Source organism: Nesterenkonia sp. YGD6 (genome assembly GCF_022565895.1).
Classification (GTDB): Bacteria; Actinomycetota; Actinomycetes; order Actinomycetales; family Micrococcaceae; genus Nesterenkonia.
Genome location: NZ_JAJOYY010000001.1, coordinates 573,151 through 592,060, shown reverse-complemented (window position 1 = coordinate 592,060; position 18,910 = coordinate 573,151). Strand labels below are relative to the sequence as shown.

The following is an 18,910-nucleotide window of genomic DNA, read 5'->3' as shown; positions in this document are numbered from 1 at the left end:
CCGCCTTGATCGCAGGCGCACAGACCTGTGCATCAGGTGCACATGTTGTGGCGCGCGTCACAACAGGGTGGGAGACTGGAGCGATGCTGAGGAACATGAGGCCCATCCGGTGAGCACGACGACGGGACAGGTGTCCTTCGATCCCACCCAGCTGCCGCCTCAGGATCGCTTCGAGGCATGGAGACACGCGGTGAACACCGCGTTCGTGCCGCTGGATGCCAGCACCGAGGACCCGAGCCGGTTCAACGGCGCGCTCACGGGGTTGGCGCTGGGGTCGCTCAGCGTCGCCGGGGTGGGTGGTGATGCGGTCACCGTGCGGCGCAGCCGGCAGGCGATCGCCGCGGGGGATCCCGGGGTCTTCAAGTTTGCGCTGCAGGTTCAGGGCAGCTCGCTCACCCGGCAGGACGGCCGGGAGGCGCTGCTGTCTCCGGGGGATCTGGTCGTCTACGACACCCGGCGTCCCTATGACCTTGTCTTCGGCGGGGCGTACCGGATGTTCGTGGTGCAGATCGCGGTGGAGCACCTGGGGCTCTCGGCCGAGCAGGCCCGCGCCGTGGTGGCGCAGCGGATCCCCGGGTCCGCCGGTCTCGGTGCGCTGACGTCCTCGCTGCTGGGCAGCCTTGATGATCAGCTGCAGAAGGGTGAGATGGCTCCGGACCCGCGGGCGGCTTCGGCGGTGCTGCAGCTGGTCCAGGCGACGCTGCTCTCCCGGTTCCGGCCCGCCGCCGAGGTGCCGACTCGCGATGTGGTCTATCTGGAGGCGGTCAGGCATATCGACGACCACCTGGGGGACCCCGAACTCGGCGTCGGCGCCGTGGCGCGCGCGCTGCACGTGTCAGTCCGTTATCTGCAGGGGATCTTCGCCCAGGAGGGCACCACCATCAGTGACTGGGTCCGTCAGCGCAGGTTGGAACGGTGCCGGATGGAACTCGGGGACCCCTCCCAGGCGCATCGGTCGATCAGCGCGGTGGCCGCCCGCTGGGGGTATCCGGAGGCATCGAGCTTCAGCCGGGCATTCAAGCAGGAATACGGAGTCTCGCCCGGTTCGTTCCGGCGTGAGGTCGCCGGCGGCTGAACAGCGGCTGTGGAGACTCAGCGTCCGTGGAAGACCGGCTTCCGCTTCTGCTGGAAGGCGGCGAATCCCTCGGTGTAGTCCGCGGAATCGCACAGCCGGCCCTGGGCGTGGTTCTCCTCGTTCAGAGATTCCCAGAGGCCGATCCGCTGGTCCCGGACCGCGGCCACGAGGGCCTTGGATTCGCGGAAGGCCAGGGTCGCGCCGGCCGCGGCCACCGCGACCTTCGCCCGGGTGAAGTCGAGGAGCTCCTCGGCCGGCACCGCGCGGGAGAAGAGTCCCGCGGTCACGGCCTCCGCGCCTGACATCAGGTCAGCGGTGTAGATCAGATCCAGGGTCCGGTGCGCGCCGAGGCGCTCCACGAAGAGCGCATGTCCGCCGGAGTCCAGAGTGGCTCCGAGCGCGGCGAAGGGTGAGCCGATCTTGGCGTTCTCGGCCACGTAGACCACGTCGGTGGCGACGGCCAGGCCCAGTCCCACCCCGAGGCAGGCGCCCTGCACGGCGGCGAAGGTCGGGGCGGGGAACGCCGCCATCCGGCGCATCAGCGGGGTGACCTTGTCCTGCAGGTAGCCGAGCGCGTCGTCGGTGGCGGGCACCACGTCGGAGATGTCCCGGCCGGCGCAGAACCCCTTGCCCTCGCCACGCAGCAGCAGGGCGCGCACGCCCGCAGCTTCAGCCTCCCGGTAGGCGGCATCGAGGTCATCGAGGGCCTGCTCATCCAGGGAGTTGAGCTTCTTCGGGGCGTCCAGGACGATCTCGGCGATGTCGTCGGTGATGGTGAGGCTGATCATGGGGTCTCCAGGGTTGGGACGCGCTCAGGCGTCGTAGTCGACGACGAGCTGCTTGGAGGTGGGCCGGGTCTGGCAGGTCAGGATGTATCCGGCCTTGACCTCGTCGGACTCCAGCGCGAAGTTCTCCTCCATCTCGAAGTCGCCGGAGACGACCTTCGCGCGGCAGGTGCCGCAGACTCCGCCGGCGCAGGCGAAGGGCACATCGGGCCGGGCGCGCAGCGCGGCGTTGAGCACGGTCTCCCCGGAGCCCGCGGGGGACGCGATCTGGCCGGTGAGCCCGTCGAGGGTGAACTCGATCTGGACGTTGTCACCCTGCGGGTCGGCTTCGACCTTGCGGCCCTGCTGGCCCTCGGGGCGGTCGGGGCGTCCGGTGGTGAAGAGCTCGAAGCGGATGTCGCCCTCGTCGACCCCGCGGGCGGCCAGGGAGTCGCGCGCCATCTGGACCAGCTCGAAGGGTCCGCAGAGGAACCATTCGTCGGTGTCCTGCACGCGCAGCACCTTGTCCAGGAGATCGCTGAGCTTCTCATCGTCGATCCGGCCGGTGAGCAGCGGGTTGATCCGCTGCTCGCGGCTGAGCACATGATGCACCGCGAGCCGGGCGGGGTAGCGGTCCTTGAGATCGCCGAGCTCCTCGGCGAACATCACGTCCCCGGCCGAGCGGTTGGCGTAGATCAGGTCGAAGGTGGAGTCCTTCGAGGCGGCCAGCACCGAACGGGCGATGGCCATGATCGGGGTGATCCCGGAGCCGGCGGCGAAGGCGACCAGGTGCACATCCGAGCGCAGCGCAACGGCCTCCTCGGCGAGCTTGGCCGGGTTGTTCATCGAAGTGATCGCAGTCTTGGAGACGAACGCTCCGGAGGGGTTCATCACCTCCATCTGGTCGCCGGGCTTGAGCGACTCATTGGCCCAGTTGGAGAACAGGCCGCCGATGTCACGCTTGATCGCCACCCGGATCTCCCCGGGGGTCGGCTCGGTGCAGATCGAATAGGAGCGGCGGATCTCCTGGCCCTCGAGCTCGGTGCGCAGCGCCACGTACTGGCCCGGCGCGTAGTCGAAGTCCTCCTGCAGCTCCGGGGGCACGGCGAAGGTGACCTCCACGGAGTCTGCGGTGAGCGGGCGCACCTCGGAGACGGTAAGGGTGGAGAAGGTCGCGCGGCGGCGTGTGGTCGTCGACATCAGTGCACCTTGAAGTGGTCGAAGGGCTCCAGGCAGTCGCGGCACTGGTACAGCGCCTTGCATGCGGTGGAGCCGAAGCGGGTCATCTCACGAGTATTGGGGGAGTCACAGCGGGGGCATTTCACGCTCAGGCCGACGCGGATGGGTCCTACGGCTGCCTTGCCGGTGGGCGGGGCGATGCCGTATTCGCGCAGCTTCACCTTGCCCTCCTCGGTCATCCAGTCGGTGGTCCACGCCGGATGGAGCACGGTCTCGATACGCACCTTCTGGTGCCCGGCGTGGCGCAGCGCGGCACTCACGTCGGCGTTGATCGTGTCCATGGCCGGGCAGCCGGAGTAGGTCGGGGTGATGACGACGACGGCGGTGCCGTCCTCGTCCACCCGTGCCTCGCGCAGGATCCCCAGGTCCGCGATGCTGAGCACCGGGATCTCTGGATCATTGACGCTGGCGGCGATCTCCCAGACCGTGGCATCGGCGGGCAGAGTCACGGATTCGGGTCCCATGACGGCCATGAGTGCTCCTCTCACCAGGTGGCCCCGGGGTGCTGGCGGGCCAGCACCTGCATCTCGGCCAGGATCAGTCCGCGCTGCTCGGAATGGCGCCCGGAGCGGTCGGCGCCGTGGGCGCCGGACATGTCGGGGATGCTCAGCCCGGCCTGCTCGATCACCTGGTGCAGCCGGGCCAGCGTGGCCTCGCGCAACGAGGAGGGCAGCACGGCGATGTCGCCGAGCTCGGTGATCGGCTCGACGTCGGTGAAGAGCTCCTCGACATAGGACCAGACCGAGTCAAGGCCTGCCTGGACGCGCCGGGCGGACTCCTCGGTGCCGAGGCCCAGCCGCAGGATCCACTGGGCGGCGTGATCCTGGTGGTAGTCGACCTCCTTGAGCGCCTTCGCGGCGATCGCCGCGAGGGTGGTGTCCGTGGAGTTCACCAGTCGGCTGTAGAGCTCGTGCTGGTAGAAGCTGAAGATCAGCTGCCGGGCGATGGTCTTGCCGAAGTCGCCGTTCTCCTGCTCCACCAGCCGGCAGGAGCGGAACTCCTCCTCGCTGCGGAAGTACGCGAGGTCATCCTCGGACTTGCCCCAGGCGGTGCCGGCGTAGGTGAGCAGGAACCGGGCGTGGCCGAGCAGGTCCAGGGCGATGTTCGCCAGCGCGACATCTTCCTCAAGCTCGGGTGCCCGGGAGACCCAGGCGCCCAGGCGCTGGGAGAGGATCAGCGCGTCGTCGCCCAGCAGCAGGGCGTACCTGGCGGTGGCGTCGTCGGCCTTGGCGTCGGAGGCGGCGATCTCCTCGGCGGTGATCGCCTCGCCCTGGGACTGGCGGGTGGCGGAGTCATGCGATGCGAAGCTCACAGGTGCTTCACCCCTTCGGACTGGGTGTAATACGTGGCATGGCGGTAGCTCTTGCCCTGGGCGGACTCGAAGTAGGCGCCCTTGGAGTCGGGGTCCGAGGCCATGATCGCCGCGGCCGGCACGACCCACACTGAGGTGCCCTCATTGCGCCGGGTGTAGAGGTCCCGGGCGTTGCGGATCGCCATGGTGGCATCAGGTGCGTGCAACGAGCCTGCGTGGACATGGGAGAGCCCGCGTGAGGACCGGATGAAGACCTCCCAGAGGGGCCAGGAGCTTGAATCTGCGCTGGAGGTCATGGCCTCGCCTTTCTAGCGGTGATGTCTTGGGGGTGCAGCGGGTGGGACTCAGGCGCCGATGAGGGCGGCCTGGTCCTGGGACTGACGGTTGGCGTAGGCGGTCGCGGCTTCGCGGACCCATGCCCCTTCGTCGCGGGCCTTGCGGTAGTGCTCCAGGCGCTGCCGGCTCAGCGGGCCGTTGCCCTTGATGACGGCGAAGAACTCGTCCCAGTCCAGGTCGCCGAAGTCGTAGTGGCCGCGCTCCTCGTTCCACTTCAGCTCGGGATCCGGAAGGGTCAGGCCGAGTGCCTCGACCTGGGGGACCAGCATGTCGACGAAGCGCTGGCGCAGCTCATCGTTGGTGAAGCGCTTGATCTTCCACGCCATGGACTGCTGGGAGTTCGGGGAGTCCCCGTCCGGGGGGCCGAACATCTGCAGCGCCGGACCGTAGAAGCGGTTCACGGCCTCCTGGGCCATCTGGTGCTGCGCCTCGGTGCCGTGGGAGAGCGAGTAGAGGATCTCCCAGCCCTGGCGCTGATGGAAGGATTCCTCCTTGCAGATGCGCACCATGGCGCGGCCATAGGGGCCATAGGAGGCGCGGCAGAGCGGCACCTGGTTGACGATCGCTGCGCCGTCGACCAGCCAGCCGATCGCGCCGATGTCCGCCCAGGTGCGGGCCGGGTAGTTGAAGATCGACGAGTACTTGGCCTTGCCGCTGTAGAGCTGGTCATACATCTCTTCACGGGGGCGGCCGAGGGTCTCGGCGGCGGAGTAGAGGTAGAGCCCGTGGCCTGCCTCGTCCTGGACCTTGGCGATCAGGATCGCCTTGCGCTTCAGGCTGGGGGCGCGGGAGATCCAGTTGCCCTCAGGCTGCATGCCGATGATCTCGGAGTGCGCGTGCTGGGAGACCTGGCGCACCAGTGACTTCCGGTAGGACTCGGGCATCCAGTCCCGCGGTTCGACGCGGGAGTCCTCGGCGATGATCTCGTCGAAGCGGTTCTGCCCGGACTCTGCCTCGGCGAGCGCCGCAGCGGCGTCGCTCTCGTCGGCGAGGTGCAGGGGAGCGTGCTGGTGGTTCTCGGGTGACATGGTCATCCTCTATTCCGTCGCATTATTTACCGACCGTTCGTTCAGTATAGCACTGGAGATGTGACGGTCAACACTTGGCTGCGAGAAGGGTGAGATGGCTGGGGTCGGCGCGGTTGGAACAGGCGTTCTCACCGCAGCCGGGCGAGTGCGCCGGACCACGGCGCCGACGCCGTCTGGTCTTCTGGATCAACGCGTGTCCGTGTCGGGCGGGCGTCGGCGGATACGGATAGGCCCACGTGCGGTCGCGGGGTCGACCGCTGTGCCTCGTTGGGTGATCTCCACGACGCCGGCGGCCTCGAGACGTCGAGCCGCTGCCCGTGCGGCGTCCATCTGGTCTCGCCAGTCCTCGCCGGCGACTGCGCGCGCAGCCTCGGAGGGGCAGATCGTCGCCGTCTCGGCCCGCTTCGCGAGCAGGTCGAGGATCGCGTTCTCCATATCGCGGTCTGACGCCGCGGGGCGGGGCTCGTCCATGGCCTCAGTCTCCCGCATCCATGGCGTCTGGGAGATCTGGCGCAGACCGGCGGCGAAAAGCCCCGTCGATGCTCCGAAAAGCATGGACGGGGCTGCGCGCTTCTGTGACTACTGACTCTGGGCAGGCCCCTTGTGACTTGACTCGGCGATCGCCTCACCGATGGCCGCGCAGGCGGCGGCACTATGTCCTGGTGTGACTCAGCGCCGCTCGGCCGTGCGCAGTCCCCCGAGGATTATCTGCTTCACGGTCTCGGCCAGGGCCGCGTCCGGGGCGCCGCCGACAGGGCGGTACCAGTCCACGATCGAGTTGATCGTGCCCATGGCCAGACGCGAGGCGGTGCGGGCGTCGATGTCCTGACGCAGGTCACCGTCGTTCTGGGCCTGCCTGATCAGGTCTGCGATGCGCAGGGTGATCTCGCGGCGCCGCTGCAGCGCCTTGACCTCCATCTCGGAGTTCCCGCGCAGCCGCAGCAGCAGCGTCACATAGGGCAATGAAGTGGTCAGCACCTTCACCGATTCGCTCAGGATCATCTCCAGCTCGGCCACCGCGGAGGCGTCCAGCGCCTCAGCCTCGGTGATCACCCGCTCCAGCTCGGCGAGTGATCGGTTCAGCGCGATGTCGAGGATCTCCTCTTTGGAGCTCACGTGGTGGTAGATCGCCGACTTGGAGATGCCCAGCTCGCGGGAGAGCGCGCCCATCGAGGTGGCCTCATAGCCATGGCGGTTGAAGGTCTCGACACAGACGGTGATGAGCCCCTCGCGGTCATAGCCGGGGCGGCCCCGGCGGGAGGCGGACGCCGTCGTCGAAGTGGGGGTCATGACTCCACCCTAGTCGGGTGACTATTGGGGCCGCTGATCATAGATCCGGCGCAGCTTGCCCGAGGAGCGACCCAGGGACCCTGGCTCCTCCACGCTGATCTTGCAGCTGGAGCCGACCTTGACCTTGATCTGCCGAGCCAGCACAGCTCCTGCTGTCTCGGCGTCCTCGGCGGAGGTCTCCGCGCGCCGCTCGATGTGCACGGTCATCTCATCCATCTTTCCCGGTCGGGCCAGACGCAGCTGGAAGTGCGGGGAGAGCTCCTTGATCTCCAGGGCGATCTCCTCGATCTGGGACGGGAAGAGGTTGACCCCGCGCAGGATGATCATGTCGTCGCTTCGTCCGGTGATCCGGCCCATCCGTCGGTGCCCGGGACGTTCGGAGCCCGGCAGCAGCCGGGTCAGGTCGTGGGTGCGATAGCGGATCATCGGCAGCGCCTGCTTTGTCAGCGTGGTGAAGACCAGCTCGCCGTGCTCGCCGGTGCGCAGCACCTCCTCGCTGATCGGATCGATGATCTCCGGGCGGAAATGGTCCTCCCAGATGGTCGAGCCGTCCTGGCGCTCCACTGATTCACCGGCGACGCCCGGGCCCATCACCTCGGAGAGTCCGTAGATGTCGCAGGCCTTCAACGCGAAGGTCTGCTCGATCTCGTGGCGCATCCTGTCCGTCCACGGTTCGGCGCCGAGCACGGCGACCTCCAGCGAGGTGTCCTTGGGGTCCACGCCAGCGGCGCGAAAGGAATCTGCCAGCGCCAACAGGTAGGTCGGAGTGCATAGGATCACCCGGGGCTTGAAGTCCTGGATGAGCTGGACCTGCTTCTCGCTCTGCCCCCCGGACATCGGGATCACGGTCGCCTTGAGCTTCTCGATCCCATAGTGGGCGCCCAGGCCGCCGGTGAACAAGCCGTAGCCGTAGGCGTTGTGCACCAGGTCTCCCGGGCGCACCCCGGAGTAGCGCAGGCAGCGGGCGAGCAGAGTCGCCCAGCTGTCGATGTCCGCATCGGTGTAGCCGACCACCGTCGGGCGCCCGGTGGTGCCGGAGGAGGCGTGCACCCGGCGGACCTGTTCCATCGGCACGGCGAAGGCCTTGAACGGGTAGGCCGCGCGCAGGAACTCCTTGTCCGTGAAGGGGAACTTGGCCAGGTCCTCGAGCGTCTGCAGGTCATCGGGGCCGACGCCGTGGGCGTCGTAGAGCTCGCGGTAGGCCGCGACGTTGTCGTAGGCATGGCGCAGGGTCTGCTGCAGCCGGGTGAGCTGGAGCGCCTCGATCTCCTCGCGGCTCATCAGCTCCTCGGTATCGGGCAGACCGGGGTCGGTTGCGGGGATCGCGGTGATTTCGGTGTTGAGGATGCTCATCGGGTCACTTCTTTCCGGGGGAGGCGATGGTGCGCGAGCGGCCGCGGAACACGCCGAGGAGGTCTTCTCCCCGGGTGATGGTCACGTCGTAGACGCCGCTGCGTCCTGTGTTGGCCACTCCGATCGCCTCGGCGATGATCGTCTCGCCGAGCAGAGCTGGTTTCAAGAAGTTGATGTCGACGCCGGAGGCCACGGTGATGGTGCCCTCATCGAGGCTCGGGTGGTTGCAGGCCATGGCGAAGCAGGTGTCGGCCAGGGCGAAGAGCATTCCCCCGTGGGCGATGTCGAAGCCGTTGGTCATGTCTTCGCGGATCACCATGCTGATCCGAGCGTGGCCTGGGTCAGCTGTGAGGACCACGATGCCGAGAGCCTCGGAGGCTCGATCGTTGTCCAGCATCCGATGTCGAGGGCGACCTGCGGTGCTCGAGTTCAGGCCCTCGGGGGCGAGTTGGGTGGACTCAGTCATCGGTGCTCCTCATCGCATTTCCAGACCGATTGGTCGGTAAGTCAACTGAAGCACCGGAACGGATGTGATGTCAAGCACAGCTCGGGTCGGTCCACCTGTTGGCCCGGCATGGGCGATGGAGGGTCCCCGATGACCGGGTGCGGCTCGACGCCCGCCCGGGGTCCGCTACTCGCGCAGCGCGGCGGTGTAGCCCGAACGGAAATCGGGATGCAGCAGCTCGCCGAGCAGGCGGTGCAGCAGCGACCCGTCCAGCGCCTTGCCATGGCCCGCGCCGAGCAGCGCTGAGTCGAACAGGTCCTCCCCCGACGGGCTGGAATCGGTCAGGACGGAGCCAGACGGGGAGTCCGCGTGATGGCGGACCGGCGAGTTCAGCGGCACCGAATCCAGCACCTGGGGATCGAGCCTCGGATCGCTCCACGGGCGGGGGAGCTCGAGCTGGTCAGCCATCCAGTTGTGCACCACGCCCAGGGGCACCGGGAGCTTGTCCACCCCCAGCACCAGTTCCGGCGGGGCCGCGGAGGTCAACAGCTCGACGGCGGCCCGCGCGGCGTCGTCGGAATGGATCCGATTTGAGATTCTCCAGGCCTCATGGGCGTCCTGACCTGCGGCTTCACCCACGGAACCGGAGCGCAGCTGTTTGATGAGCCGATCTCGGCCCGGACCATAGATGCCGGAGAGTCGCAGGATCCCGCTGCGCGAGCGGGCCGAGGACTCAGCGCCGGCGTCCCGCCACTTCTGCAGAAGCTGCTCGGTGCGGGCAAGGACCTCACCCGTCGGGCCGGCAGGGGTCAGCGGCGCAGATTCGTCCAGTCGCCCCGAGGCGTCGCCGAGGACCGAGGTGGAGGACACCAGCAGCACCTGCACAGTCTCGGCGAGGTTTGCCTGCGTGATGCGGTCCAGCACCGTTTCGAGCCCGCGCAGGTAGACCTGCTCATAGCGCCGCGGATCGCGGCTGCCGGCGGCGGGCGAGAAGACCACCGCCGTGGTGTCGGCCGGCGGGGCCGGGACCGTGGATTCCTCGGTGAGGTCCACGGCCGTGCCGTCGAAGGAGGCGGGCAGACGCTCCGGGCTGCGGCGCCATCCCGAGACGTTCCAGCCCTGGTCCAGAAGTCGATGGCCGATCCGCGTGCCGACGTCGCCGCAGCCCACCAGCACGGCGCGCGGAGTTGGTGAGTCGGCGGGGAGCGGGGCGGCGGAGGCAGTCATGGTCCGAGCCTAGCGATTTCCCGCAGGATGCGGTGATCGACGCGGGCCACAAGTCTCGATGTCAGTGAGCACCTGCGGCGGACGCAGAAGAACCCCCGTCCGGATCTCTCCCGACGGGGGTTCTTCTCACAATGGCGGAGGCGGGGGGATTTGAACCCCCGGTCCGCTTTGAGGCGGACACTTCATTAGCAGTGAAGCCCATTCGGCCGCTCTGGCACGCCTCCTGTGCCCACGAATTCGGCGAACCGTTCTCATGCGCCCGTCTAGACTAGCGGTTCGGCTGGGAAACTGACAAAGCGTGCGCTCGCAGTACTCTGGACGGGACGAGACAGCCGAGGAATGCACCAGGAGAACACGCCACCCATGCCCCGCCAGACCGAGGAACGCAGAGTCGCGCTGATCGGTGCCGGGCCCCGCGGCACCTCCTTCCTGGAACGGCTGCTGGCGGCGGTGGAGCGCGGCACGCCCGACGCCCAGGCATCCCGGTTGCGCGTCCTGGTCATAGACCCCGCCCCACACGGGCCCGGCCGCGTCTGGAACCCGCAGCAGTCCCCGTTGTACCTGATGAACACCCCCGCCAGCTTCCCCACCGCAGCGCCCGTCGGCGCGACTCAGGCCCAGCTGGCCTCGTCGTCGGTCTCCCGCTCCTTCGCCCAGTGGCGGCACGAGCATGAGGCCGAGGAGACCGCCACCTCGGTGCGCGCCGACGGCTTCGAGCCGCCCGTCTTGAAGGGGATCGACCATGGCGGGACCGACACCGACTACCCCACCCGCGCCGCCTACGGGCAGTACCTCACCTGGCTGCACACCGAGGTCTGCGCGGCACTTGCGCGCCATCCCGGGATCAGCGTCGAGCACATCTCCGCGGAGGTCGCCGAGCTGCGCCGCGCCGACTCCGGGTATGAGCTGAGGCTGCGCCCCGACGACGACGACGCCGATCCGCCCCGGGATGATCGGCTCCGCGCCGACCAGGTGGTGCTGGCGCTGGGCCACATACCTGCCGGGCTGAACGAGTCCGGCGAACACTTCACCGAGGTGGCCGAGCAGCTCGGGCTGCACTACCAGCCGCCGGCGATCCCCACCGAGGTGGACTACTACTCGCTGCCCGCCGGGGAGAACGTGCTGGTCCGCGGGATGGGGCTGAACTTCTTCGACCTGATGATCCAGGCCAGCGTGGGCCGCGGCGGAGTGTTCCACGAACACGCCGACCACCCCGCCGGGCAGCGCCTGGAATACCTCGCCACCGGCGACGAGCCGCACCTGGTGGCCGGGTCCCGGCGCGGCACCCCGTATCGAGCCAAGTCCACCGCGCTCACCGAGGCGCCCGGGTTCGCGCCCGTCGGCATCACGCTGCACCACCTCAGCCCCGAGGCGGTGGCCGAGGCCGAACGGCGCCACGACCTGCTCGACTTCTCAGCCCACCTCTGGCCGCTGATCCAGCGCGACGTGCTGCGCACCTATTACCGGACCCTGGTGGAGCTCGCCCCGGAGCTCTTCCGCGCCGGTTTCGAAGCCGCGCTTCAGGAGCTGCTCGCGGACACCCACCTGGGCGAGGCGGTGCTGCAGACCCGTGGTCAGCGGCTGCTGCGCGAGCTCGCCCCGGATGTCCTCTGGTTCGACATCCGCTCGCTGGGCAGGCCCTTCGGCGGGCTGACCTTCGAGTCCGCCGAGCAGTACCAGCAGCACATGAGCGCCTACCTCGAGGATGACGCGGCCACCTCAGCCGCCGGAGCGCGCAGCCCGGTGAAGATGGCCATCGGTGCGCTGCACCTGGCCCGGATGGAGGTCAAGGCGCTGATCAGCCAGGGCCGGGTCTCCCAGTCCAGCCAGATCAGCGAGATCGAGGGCTGGTTCGAGTCCCTGGTGGAGGGCCTGGCCAGCGGCCCGCCGCTGCAGCGGATCGAGGAGCTCGCCGCCCTGACCCGCGCCGGGGTGGTGGAGTTCCTGGGACCCGACCCGATCTTCGACGTGGACCGCGAGACCGGCTTCTACACCGCCGAATCCCCGGCCGTGGCCGCGCCGGCGTACCAGGCGCGCTGGCTGCTTGAGGCGATGATGCCCGCCAATCGGATCCAGCTCTCGCGCTCGCCCCTGGTGGCGGGACTGCTGCGCAGCGGCCTCGCCCGGCCGCGCGAACTCGTGGACGCCTCCGGGGCGCCGCGGGCGGGCAAGGGCTTCGACGTCACGCGACTTCCACATCGGCTGATCCCGGCGGACCGCGCCGAGCCGGAAGAGATCTACGTGCTGGGCCTGCAGCTCAGCTCGGTCCAATGGGGCACCGCCATCGCCGCGGAGGCCGGCGGAGATGGCGATTCCTCAGCGCGATCCCTCGCCGACGCCGACGCCGCGGCCCGCGCGGTCCTTTTCGGTCCGGGCGGCGCGGCTACAGGATCGCCCGCCCAGGATTGAGCCGGCGCTCCGGATCGAACACGTCCTTGATCCGGCGCTGCAGCGCGATCACCTCGGCGGACTGCTCCCAGTCCAGCCAGCGCAGCTTATAGGTGCCGATCCCGTGCTCCCCGGTGATGGTCCCGCCCATCTCCAGTGCCAGCCGGACCGAACCGTCCAGGGCAGCATGCAGCCGCGAGACGGCCGAGGTCGGGAGGCCGCCCTCGGTGGCGTCGATCGTCACGGGGGCGGCCTCGGGCTGTGCGGGGGAGGCCGCGTCGTCGTCGGGTCTTGTCTCGGTGCCGGTGCCGGTGCCGGTGTCGGGGCCGAGCTCTGAGCTGGGGACGCTGAAGGTGGGGTGCAGGTTGCCGTCCCCGGCGTGCGCGACCACCTTGAGCTGGACCTGGTGCTCCTCGGCGAGGTCTTCGATGGCGCGGATGTAGTCCACCAGCCGCGACCGCGGGACCGCGACGTCTTCGCCCACGCGCACCTCGTTGACGATCCCGTCGCCGCGGGCGTGCCGGCGCAGCTCGATCAGCCGCTCGGACTCGGTGGAGCCGGGGTCGCTGACCAGGGCGCCGAGTGCTCGCAGCACCTCACGGATGATCTCGGCCTCGATGGCAGCACCGTGGCCGTCGGTCTGGATCAGCAGCAGCGTGTCTCCGCGCTGGGCCAGGTCCGAGCCCTGCGCCTCATCCAGGGCGAGCATGGTGCGGCGATCCAGCAGCTCCGTGATCGCCGGCTGCACCCGGGCCCTGCCGATGTCCAGGACCCCTTGGGCGGCGGTGGTCAGCTCGTCGAAGAACGCGGCGATGGTCTCGGTGTGCGCACTCAGGTGGCGCAGCCGCACGGTGACCCCGACGACGATGCCGAGGGTCCCCTCGGAGCCGACGAACAGGCTGGTCAGGTCATAGCCGGCGACGCCCTTGAAGGTGGCCTGTCCGGTGTGGATCAGCGTGCCGTCGGCGAGCACCACGTCCAGGGCAAGCACCGAATCACGGGTCACCCCGTACTTCGCACAGCGCAGCCCGCCGGCGTTGGTGGCGACATTGCCGCCGATGGTGGAGGTGCGGTAGCTCGCCGGATCCGGGGCGTACATCAGCCCGTGTTCCGCGGCGGCGGCGTTGAGGTCGGCGTTGATCACGCCCGGTTCGACGACGGCGACCTCATCCTCGGGTCGCATCGCCAGGATCTGGTTCATCCGGGTCAGGTTCAGCACCACCGAACCCTCGGTGGAGTTCGCCCCGCCGGAGACGGAAGTCCCAGCCCCGCGGGTGATCAGCGCGAAGCCATGCTCGCAGGAGAGTCGCACCAGCAGTTGGACGTCCTGCGTCGATTCAGCAAAGACCACGGCGAGCGGCGGGTGCACCTGCCAATGCTCCAGCGGCCCCTGGTCGACCGCGTGGGCGTCGAGCTCCGCGGCGTCGGTGGTCAAGGTGCCCGGCGTGAAGGCGCTGCGCAGGGCTGTCAGGACGTCATTGTCGGAGGCACTCATGAAAGGTGAGTCTAGGTCAGGGTTGACCTCCGGATATGGCCTCCGACACACTGAGGCCCAGTTGGAGCCCAGGTTCGGTGAGAGGCCAGTCTGATGTGCACACGTGTGGTCTACCTGGGCGAGCAGGATCGTGTGCTGACGGCCCGTTCCATGGACTGGAACGCCGACCTGGGGACGAATCTGTGGGTCTTCCCCCGGGGGCTGCCGCGCGAGGGAGGAGCCGGGTCGGAGTCGCTGACCTGGACGTCCCGCTATGGCAGCGTGATCGCCTCCGGCTATGACATCTCGACCACCGATGGGATGAACGAGCGGGGGCTGGTCGCCAATGCCCTGTGGCTGGTCGAGTCGCGCTACCCGGGGCTCGACGATGCCCGGCCGAAGCTCTCCCTCGGCGCCTGGGCCCAGTACGTGCTGGACAGCTTCGCGACCGTGACGGAGGCGGTCGAATCACTCGCCCGTGAAGACTTCGCCGTGGTCACCGCCGGCGTGCCAGGGCAGCCGCGCCAGGCGACCATGCACCTGTCGATCTCGGATGCCTCCGGGGACAGCGCCATCTGTGAGTACCTGGACGGGACGCTGCAGATACACCACGACCGCACCCACCAGGTCATGACCAATTCACCGCCCTTCGCTCAACAGCTGGCGATCGACACCTACTGGCGCGGCATCGGCGGTACCGTCATGCTCCCGGGCACCAATCGCGCCGCCGACCGCTATGTCCGGGCAAGCTTCTACATCAACGCGGTGCCGCAGGTGGAAGACCGCACCATCGCGACCGCGTCGGTGTTCGGGGTGATCCGCAACGCGTCGGTCCCCTATGGGATCAGCACTCCGGGGCAGCCGAACATCTCCTCGACCCAGTGGCGCACCGTGGCGGACCACAAGGACCGTCGCTACTTCTTCGACTCCGCGCTGCGGCCCAGCGTCATCTGGGTGTCCCTGGACCGACTCGACCTGCGAGAAGGCTCAGGTGTCCGCCGCATGGATCTTGCTGATGGCCCGCCCGACGGCCACGCCGGCGACGTCAGTGATCTCTTCGAGCCCGCGGAGCCGTTCGCGTTCCTCGGGCCGGAGTGACTCGCGGCAGGGTGGCCGAACATGACGAACTGCGAACCCGACCCCTGGCCCGCACTTGCAAGGAAGCATTCCGCGATGCAGACTTGGTCCTAGGTCAAGAGTGCCAGCGCAAAACCCCGGTTTGCTGGCCGGCAACCCTCCAGTTCGCGGTGGGGTGCCCCGGGTGACGACCTGGCTGAAACAGTCAGTGAAGCAATTCACCGACTCACTCAGCAAGCGCGGGCCACACACCAGTGCGGGCCCAACATCCCAGTCCTCAGGACAGGGCCGTACAGGATTCAGCGCCGGAAGCTCGACCACCGGCAGCGACGTTCACATCCGGCCCGGTTCCTGGGCCGCATTGAACGGAGAATCCTTTGAGCAACGAGAACACCTGGCAGTTCGAGACCCAGCAGATCCATGCCGGAGTCGCCCCCGACCCGGTCACCGGAGCACGGGCGCTGCCGATCCAGCAGACCACCTCCTTCGTCTTCCCGGACACCGCCGCCGCCGCGCGCCGCTTCGGACTCGAGGAGATCGCCCCGATCTACTCGCGCATCGGCAACCCCACCGTCCAGGCGGTGGAGGATAAGATCGCCGCCCTCGAAGGCGGAGTCGGGGCGCTCGCCGTCGGCTCCGGACAGGCTGCCACCACGCTGGCGCTGCTGAACATCGCTTCGGCCGGCAGCCACATCGTCGCCTCACCCACCCTCTACGGCGGCACACAGAACCTCTTCAAGCACACCCTGCCGAAGTTCGGCATCGAGGTCTCCTTCGTGGAGGACCCCGATGACCTGGAATCCTGGCGCGCCGCCACCCGGGAGAACACGGTCGCCTTCTTCGGCGAATCCGTGGCGAACCCGCGCGGGGACGTGCTGGACATCGAAGGCGTCGCCTCGGTGGCGCATGAGTTCGGGGCACCGCTGATCATCGACTCCACGCTGACCACCCCATACCTGATCAAGCCGATCGACTTCGGCGCCGACGTCGTCGTGCACTCGGCCACCAAATTCCTCGGCGGCCACGGCACGGCCATCGCCGGGGTGATCGTGGACTCCGGGCGCTTCGACTACTTCGCCCACCCGGAGCGCTTCCCCGGCTTCTCCACCCCGGACGAGAGCTACCACGGGCTGGTCTTCGGCCGGGATCTCGGCGCCGACGGGATCTTCGGGGTCAACCTCTCCTTCATCCTCAAGGCCCGGGTCCAGCTGCTGCGCGACCTCGGTCCGGCACTGTCCCCGCACAACGCCTTCGAGATCAACCTGGGGCTGGAGACCCTCTCGCTGCGGATCGAACGCCATGTCGAGAACGCGCAGAAGGTCGCCGAGTACCTGGAGGCCCATGACGCCGTGCGACGGGTCTACTACTCCGGTCTGCCCTCGAGCCCCTGCTTCGAGCGCGCTCAGAAGTACCTGCCCCGCGGATCCGGGGCGGTGCTGTCCTTCGAGCTCGCCGGAGGAGCAGCCCACGACGCTTCAGGTCAGGCCCGGGCGGGCCAGGCCTTCGTGGACGCGCTGGAGCTGCACTCGCTGGTGGCCAATGTCGGCGACGTCCGCTCCCTGGTGATCCACCCCGCCTCGACCACGCACAGCCAGCTCAGCGACGCCGAGCAGCGCGCCGCCGGAGTCAAGCCCGGACTGGTCCGGCTCTCGGTGGGCCTGGAGCATATCGACGACATCATCGCCGATCTGGACCAGGGCTTCGAGAAGGCCGCCCAGGGCGCTGTGAACGCGGCAGCGGAGGCCGGCGCGGACAATGTGACGAAGCAAGAAACCGCAGCGGCGGTCTGAGGTTAGGGTGATCAGGTGCTGAATGACTTTGGGAACAGGCCCGCCGGTGCGTTGAAGACCGCTGAGGTCGGCGCGTACACCTTCGAGGCCGGCGGGCGGCTGCCCGAAGTCACCCTCGCCTACGAGACCTGGGGCACGCTGAACGAGGACGGCAGCAACGCCGTCCTGGTCGCCCACGCCCTCACCGGTGACTCCCACGTCGCCGCCACCGCGGCGGATGCCTCCATCGGATGGTGGGAAGGGCTGCTCGGACCGGGCCGCCCGATCGACACCGAGCGCTGGTTCGTGATCGCCCCGGCCATGGTGGGTGGCTGCTACGGCTCCACCGGACCCGCCTCCCTGGATCCCGAGGGGAAGCCCTACGGCTCCCGATTCCCCTTCGTGACCATTCGCGACTCCGTGCATCTCGAAGCCCGGCTGGCTCATGCCCTGGGCATTCGGAAGTTCCACACGGTGATCGGCGGATCCATGGGAGGCGCCCGGGCGCTGGAATGGGCCGTGACCTACCCGGAGATGGTCGAAGGCGTGGCCGTCTTCGCCTGCGGAGCGGCCTCCACCGCGGAGCAGATCGCCTTCGGCCAGGCCCAGGTGCTGGCTGTGGAGAACGATCCCCATTTCGCCGGCGGCGACTATTACGGCGGCCCGGCGCCGCAGGCCGGGCTGGGACTGGCGCGCCGGATCGCGCACATCACCTACCGCGCGGAGTACGAGCTGGCGGTGCGCTTCGGCCGCTCCGCCCAGGGCATGGAAGACCCCGTCGGCTGGTCCCAGCGCAGGCGCGGGCGCTACCAGGTGGAGTCCTACCTGGACCACCAGGCCGAGAAGCTGCTCCAGCGCTTCGACCCCAACGCCTACATCGTCCTCGCCGAGGCCTTGATGAGCCACGACGTCGGCCGCGGACGCGGGGGAGTGGACCAGGCGCTCGCCGGGGTCACCGCGGCGCCATTCTTGGCGGCCGTGACCACGGACCGGCTGTACTTCCCGAAACAGTCCCAGGAGATCGCCGACGCGATCCCCGGGGACCATCAGGTGCACATGATCGACTCTCCGATCGGCCACGACGGATTCCTCACCAGCGCGGAGCAGCTCGGCGACGCCATGCGGGAGACTCTCCAGCTGGGGAGCCGCGCGCCCCTGCGCCTCTGAACCTCCGGCGGCTCTGAACCTCCGGCGGCTCAGGCGTCGTCGACGCCGCCACCCGGGGGCATGGACCCGCCGAAGAGCGGCTCGAAGGTCGGTCGCTTCGCGTAGATCCCATCCCCGGAGGACCTCCCGCGGAGCCGCCGGACCACCCAGGGGAAGAGGTGGTGGCGCGCCCAGACGGCGTCATCCACCCGGGCCGCACGCCAGCTCCGCACCGGAACCGGGCGCGGCTCCGAGGGCTTGAGATCGTGCTCGACGTTCATCGTCTCCAACACCATGCGGGCGATCGTGTGGTGGCCCAGCGCGGAGAAGTGCAGCCGGTCGTCGTCCCACATCTCCGGGCGGGTCAGCTCGCGCAGGGACCACATATCGGCGACCACGGCGTCATGCCGGGCCGCGATGGTGCGCACGTTCTCGTTGAAGATCGCCACCTTCCCGCGGATCGAGCCGACCACCGGGGTCTCGCGCACATCGGGGCCGTTGAACAGCACGATGGTGGCCCCAGTGGTGGTCAGGATCTGCACCAGGGTGTCCAGGATCCGGGCGGTCTCATCGGGGTCCCCGCCGGGCCGGATCACGTCATTGCCGCCGGCGCACAGGGTGATCAGGTCCGGGCGCAGCTCCAGGGCCGGGGCGAGCTGTTCGTCTCGGATCTGACCGATGAGCTTTCCGCGCACCGCCAGGTTGGCGTAGGAGAACTTGGGAGAACCTTCCACGGCGGCGGCACCGAGGGCCAGCTCCTCAGCCACTCGGTCCGCCCAGCCGCGGTGGTAGCCCGGTCGGGTCTGATCGGGATCCCCGATGCCTTCGGTGAAGGAGTCCCCCAGGGCCACGTAGCGGGTCCAGGGGTGCCGCGGAGTCTCAGCGATCTCGGCGTCGGCGGGCAGGTCTGGTGTTTCGAGGGTCTCATCAGTTTCGTTCACCCGGACATTGTCGCTGACCACCCCCTCTTCATGCATCCACCCATGG

18 protein-coding genes, 1 tRNA gene and 1 riboswitch are annotated in these 18,910 nt (G+C 68.7%); of the genes, 5 read left to right on the top strand and 14 right to left on the bottom strand.

The window, feature by feature from the left end:
* The first annotated feature begins 109 nt into the window (after window positions 1-109).
* Window positions 110-1,075, top strand: coding sequence for an AraC-like ligand-binding domain-containing protein (locus LTI14_RS02655; protein ID WP_241475729.1), 966 nt, complete (start codon window positions 110-112; stop codon window positions 1,073-1,075).
* A gap of 17 nt (window positions 1,076-1,092) precedes the next feature.
* Here LTI14_RS02655 and LTI14_RS02650 read toward each other — a convergent pair whose 3' ends face one another.
* From LTI14_RS02650 to LTI14_RS02595, 12 genes are all read right to left on the bottom strand, one after another.
* Window positions 1,093-1,863: an enoyl-CoA hydratase/isomerase family protein gene (locus LTI14_RS02650; protein WP_241463778.1), complete on the bottom strand. Its 771-nt coding sequence runs from the start codon at window positions 1,861-1,863 to the stop codon at window positions 1,093-1,095.
* A gap of 24 nt (window positions 1,864-1,887) precedes the next feature.
* Window positions 1,888-3,039 (bottom strand): 1,2-phenylacetyl-CoA epoxidase subunit PaaE, encoded by a 1,152-nt coding sequence (gene paaE, locus LTI14_RS02645; RefSeq protein ID WP_241463779.1) that lies wholly within the window; start codon window positions 3,037-3,039, stop codon window positions 1,888-1,890.
* Window positions 3,039-3,551 (bottom strand): 1,2-phenylacetyl-CoA epoxidase subunit PaaD, encoded by a 513-nt coding sequence (paaD, locus tag LTI14_RS02640; protein ID WP_241463780.1) that lies wholly within the window; start codon window positions 3,549-3,551, stop codon window positions 3,039-3,041. The genes paaE and paaD overlap by 1 nt, the downstream gene beginning before the upstream one ends.
* Before the next feature lie 11 nt (window positions 3,552-3,562).
* A complete protein-coding gene (gene paaC / locus LTI14_RS02635; RefSeq protein ID WP_241463781.1) occupies window positions 3,563-4,390 on the bottom strand; it encodes a 1,2-phenylacetyl-CoA epoxidase subunit PaaC in 828 nt (275 codons plus the stop codon).
* Window positions 4,387-4,686: a 1,2-phenylacetyl-CoA epoxidase subunit PaaB gene (gene paaB, locus LTI14_RS02630; RefSeq protein WP_036474355.1), complete on the bottom strand. Its 300-nt coding sequence runs from the start codon at window positions 4,684-4,686 to the stop codon at window positions 4,387-4,389. Before paaB ends, paaC begins: the two co-directional genes overlap by 4 nt.
* Before the next feature lie 48 nt (window positions 4,687-4,734).
* Entirely contained in the window at window positions 4,735-5,754 is a 1,020-nt protein-coding gene (gene paaA, locus LTI14_RS02625; RefSeq protein ID WP_241463782.1) for a 1,2-phenylacetyl-CoA epoxidase subunit PaaA, read from the bottom strand.
* Window positions 5,755-5,940: 186 nt separating this feature from the next.
* A complete protein-coding gene (locus tag LTI14_RS02620) occupies window positions 5,941-6,225 on the bottom strand; it encodes a DUF3253 domain-containing protein (protein ID WP_241463783.1) in 285 nt (94 codons plus the stop codon).
* 198 nt (window positions 6,226-6,423) lie between these two features.
* Window positions 6,424-7,044: a TetR/AcrR family transcriptional regulator gene (locus LTI14_RS02615; RefSeq protein WP_241470199.1), complete on the bottom strand. Its 621-nt coding sequence runs from the start codon at window positions 7,042-7,044 to the stop codon at window positions 6,424-6,426.
* A 21-nt stretch (window positions 7,045-7,065) separates the two neighbouring features.
* Window positions 7,066-8,397: an AMP-binding protein gene (locus LTI14_RS02610; RefSeq protein WP_241463785.1), complete on the bottom strand. Its 1,332-nt coding sequence runs from the start codon at window positions 8,395-8,397 to the stop codon at window positions 7,066-7,068.
* Window positions 8,398-8,401: 4 nt separating this feature from the next.
* Window positions 8,402-8,863, bottom strand: a complete 462-nt coding sequence (paaI, locus tag LTI14_RS02605) for a hydroxyphenylacetyl-CoA thioesterase PaaI (protein ID WP_241463786.1) — start codon at window positions 8,861-8,863, stop codon at window positions 8,402-8,404.
* A gap of 165 nt (window positions 8,864-9,028) precedes the next feature.
* Complete coding sequence (locus tag LTI14_RS02600; RefSeq protein ID WP_241470198.1) at window positions 9,029-10,069, bottom strand: NAD-dependent epimerase/dehydratase family protein; 1,041 nt, start codon at window positions 10,067-10,069, stop codon at window positions 9,029-9,031.
* 132 nt (window positions 10,070-10,201) lie between these two features.
* Window positions 10,202-10,293 (bottom strand) — tRNA-Ser (locus LTI14_RS02595).
* A gap of 139 nt (window positions 10,294-10,432) precedes the next feature.
* On the opposite strand from LTI14_RS02595, the gene LTI14_RS02590 reads away from it, so the two are divergent.
* The gene (locus tag LTI14_RS02590; protein ID WP_241463788.1) at window positions 10,433-12,478 is read left to right on the top strand and encodes an FAD/NAD(P)-binding protein; all 2,046 of its coding nucleotides are present in this window, start codon (window positions 10,433-10,435) and stop codon (window positions 12,476-12,478) included.
* Here LTI14_RS02590 and LTI14_RS02585 read toward each other — a convergent pair.
* Entirely contained in the window at window positions 12,453-13,952 is a 1,500-nt protein-coding gene (locus tag LTI14_RS02585; RefSeq protein ID WP_241475728.1) for an FAD-binding oxidoreductase, read from the bottom strand. The genes LTI14_RS02590 and LTI14_RS02585 overlap by 26 nt on opposite strands.
* 93 nt (window positions 13,953-14,045) lie before the next feature.
* Here LTI14_RS02585 and LTI14_RS02580 point away from each other — a divergent pair, with 93 nt between their 5' ends.
* The 3 genes from LTI14_RS02580 (at window position 14,046) to metX (ending at window position 17,944) form a co-directional block, all read left to right on the top strand.
* The gene (locus LTI14_RS02580; protein WP_241470195.1) at window positions 14,046-15,029 is read left to right on the top strand and encodes a linear amide C-N hydrolase; all 984 of its coding nucleotides are present in this window, start codon (window positions 14,046-14,048) and stop codon (window positions 15,027-15,029) included.
* A gap of 92 nt (window positions 15,030-15,121) precedes the next feature.
* Window positions 15,122-15,254, top strand: a riboswitch (SAM riboswitch).
* A gap of 131 nt (window positions 15,255-15,385) precedes the next feature.
* Window positions 15,386-16,798 (top strand): O-acetylhomoserine aminocarboxypropyltransferase/cysteine synthase family protein, encoded by a 1,413-nt coding sequence (locus LTI14_RS02575; protein WP_241470194.1) that lies wholly within the window; start codon window positions 15,386-15,388, stop codon window positions 16,796-16,798.
* 15 nt (window positions 16,799-16,813) lie between these two features.
* Complete coding sequence (gene metX / locus LTI14_RS02570; protein ID WP_370642665.1) at window positions 16,814-17,944, top strand: homoserine O-acetyltransferase MetX; 1,131 nt, start codon at window positions 16,814-16,816, stop codon at window positions 17,942-17,944.
* Window positions 17,945-17,973: 29 nt separating this feature from the next.
* On the opposite strand, the gene LTI14_RS02565 is transcribed toward metX, so the two are convergent.
* Window positions 17,974-18,864 carry an SGNH/GDSL hydrolase family protein gene (locus tag LTI14_RS02565; RefSeq protein WP_370642664.1) on the bottom strand — a complete coding sequence of 297 codons (891 nt, stop codon included), beginning with the start codon at window positions 18,862-18,864 and terminating at the stop codon, window positions 17,974-17,976.
* Window positions 18,865-18,910: the final 46 nt, after the last annotated feature.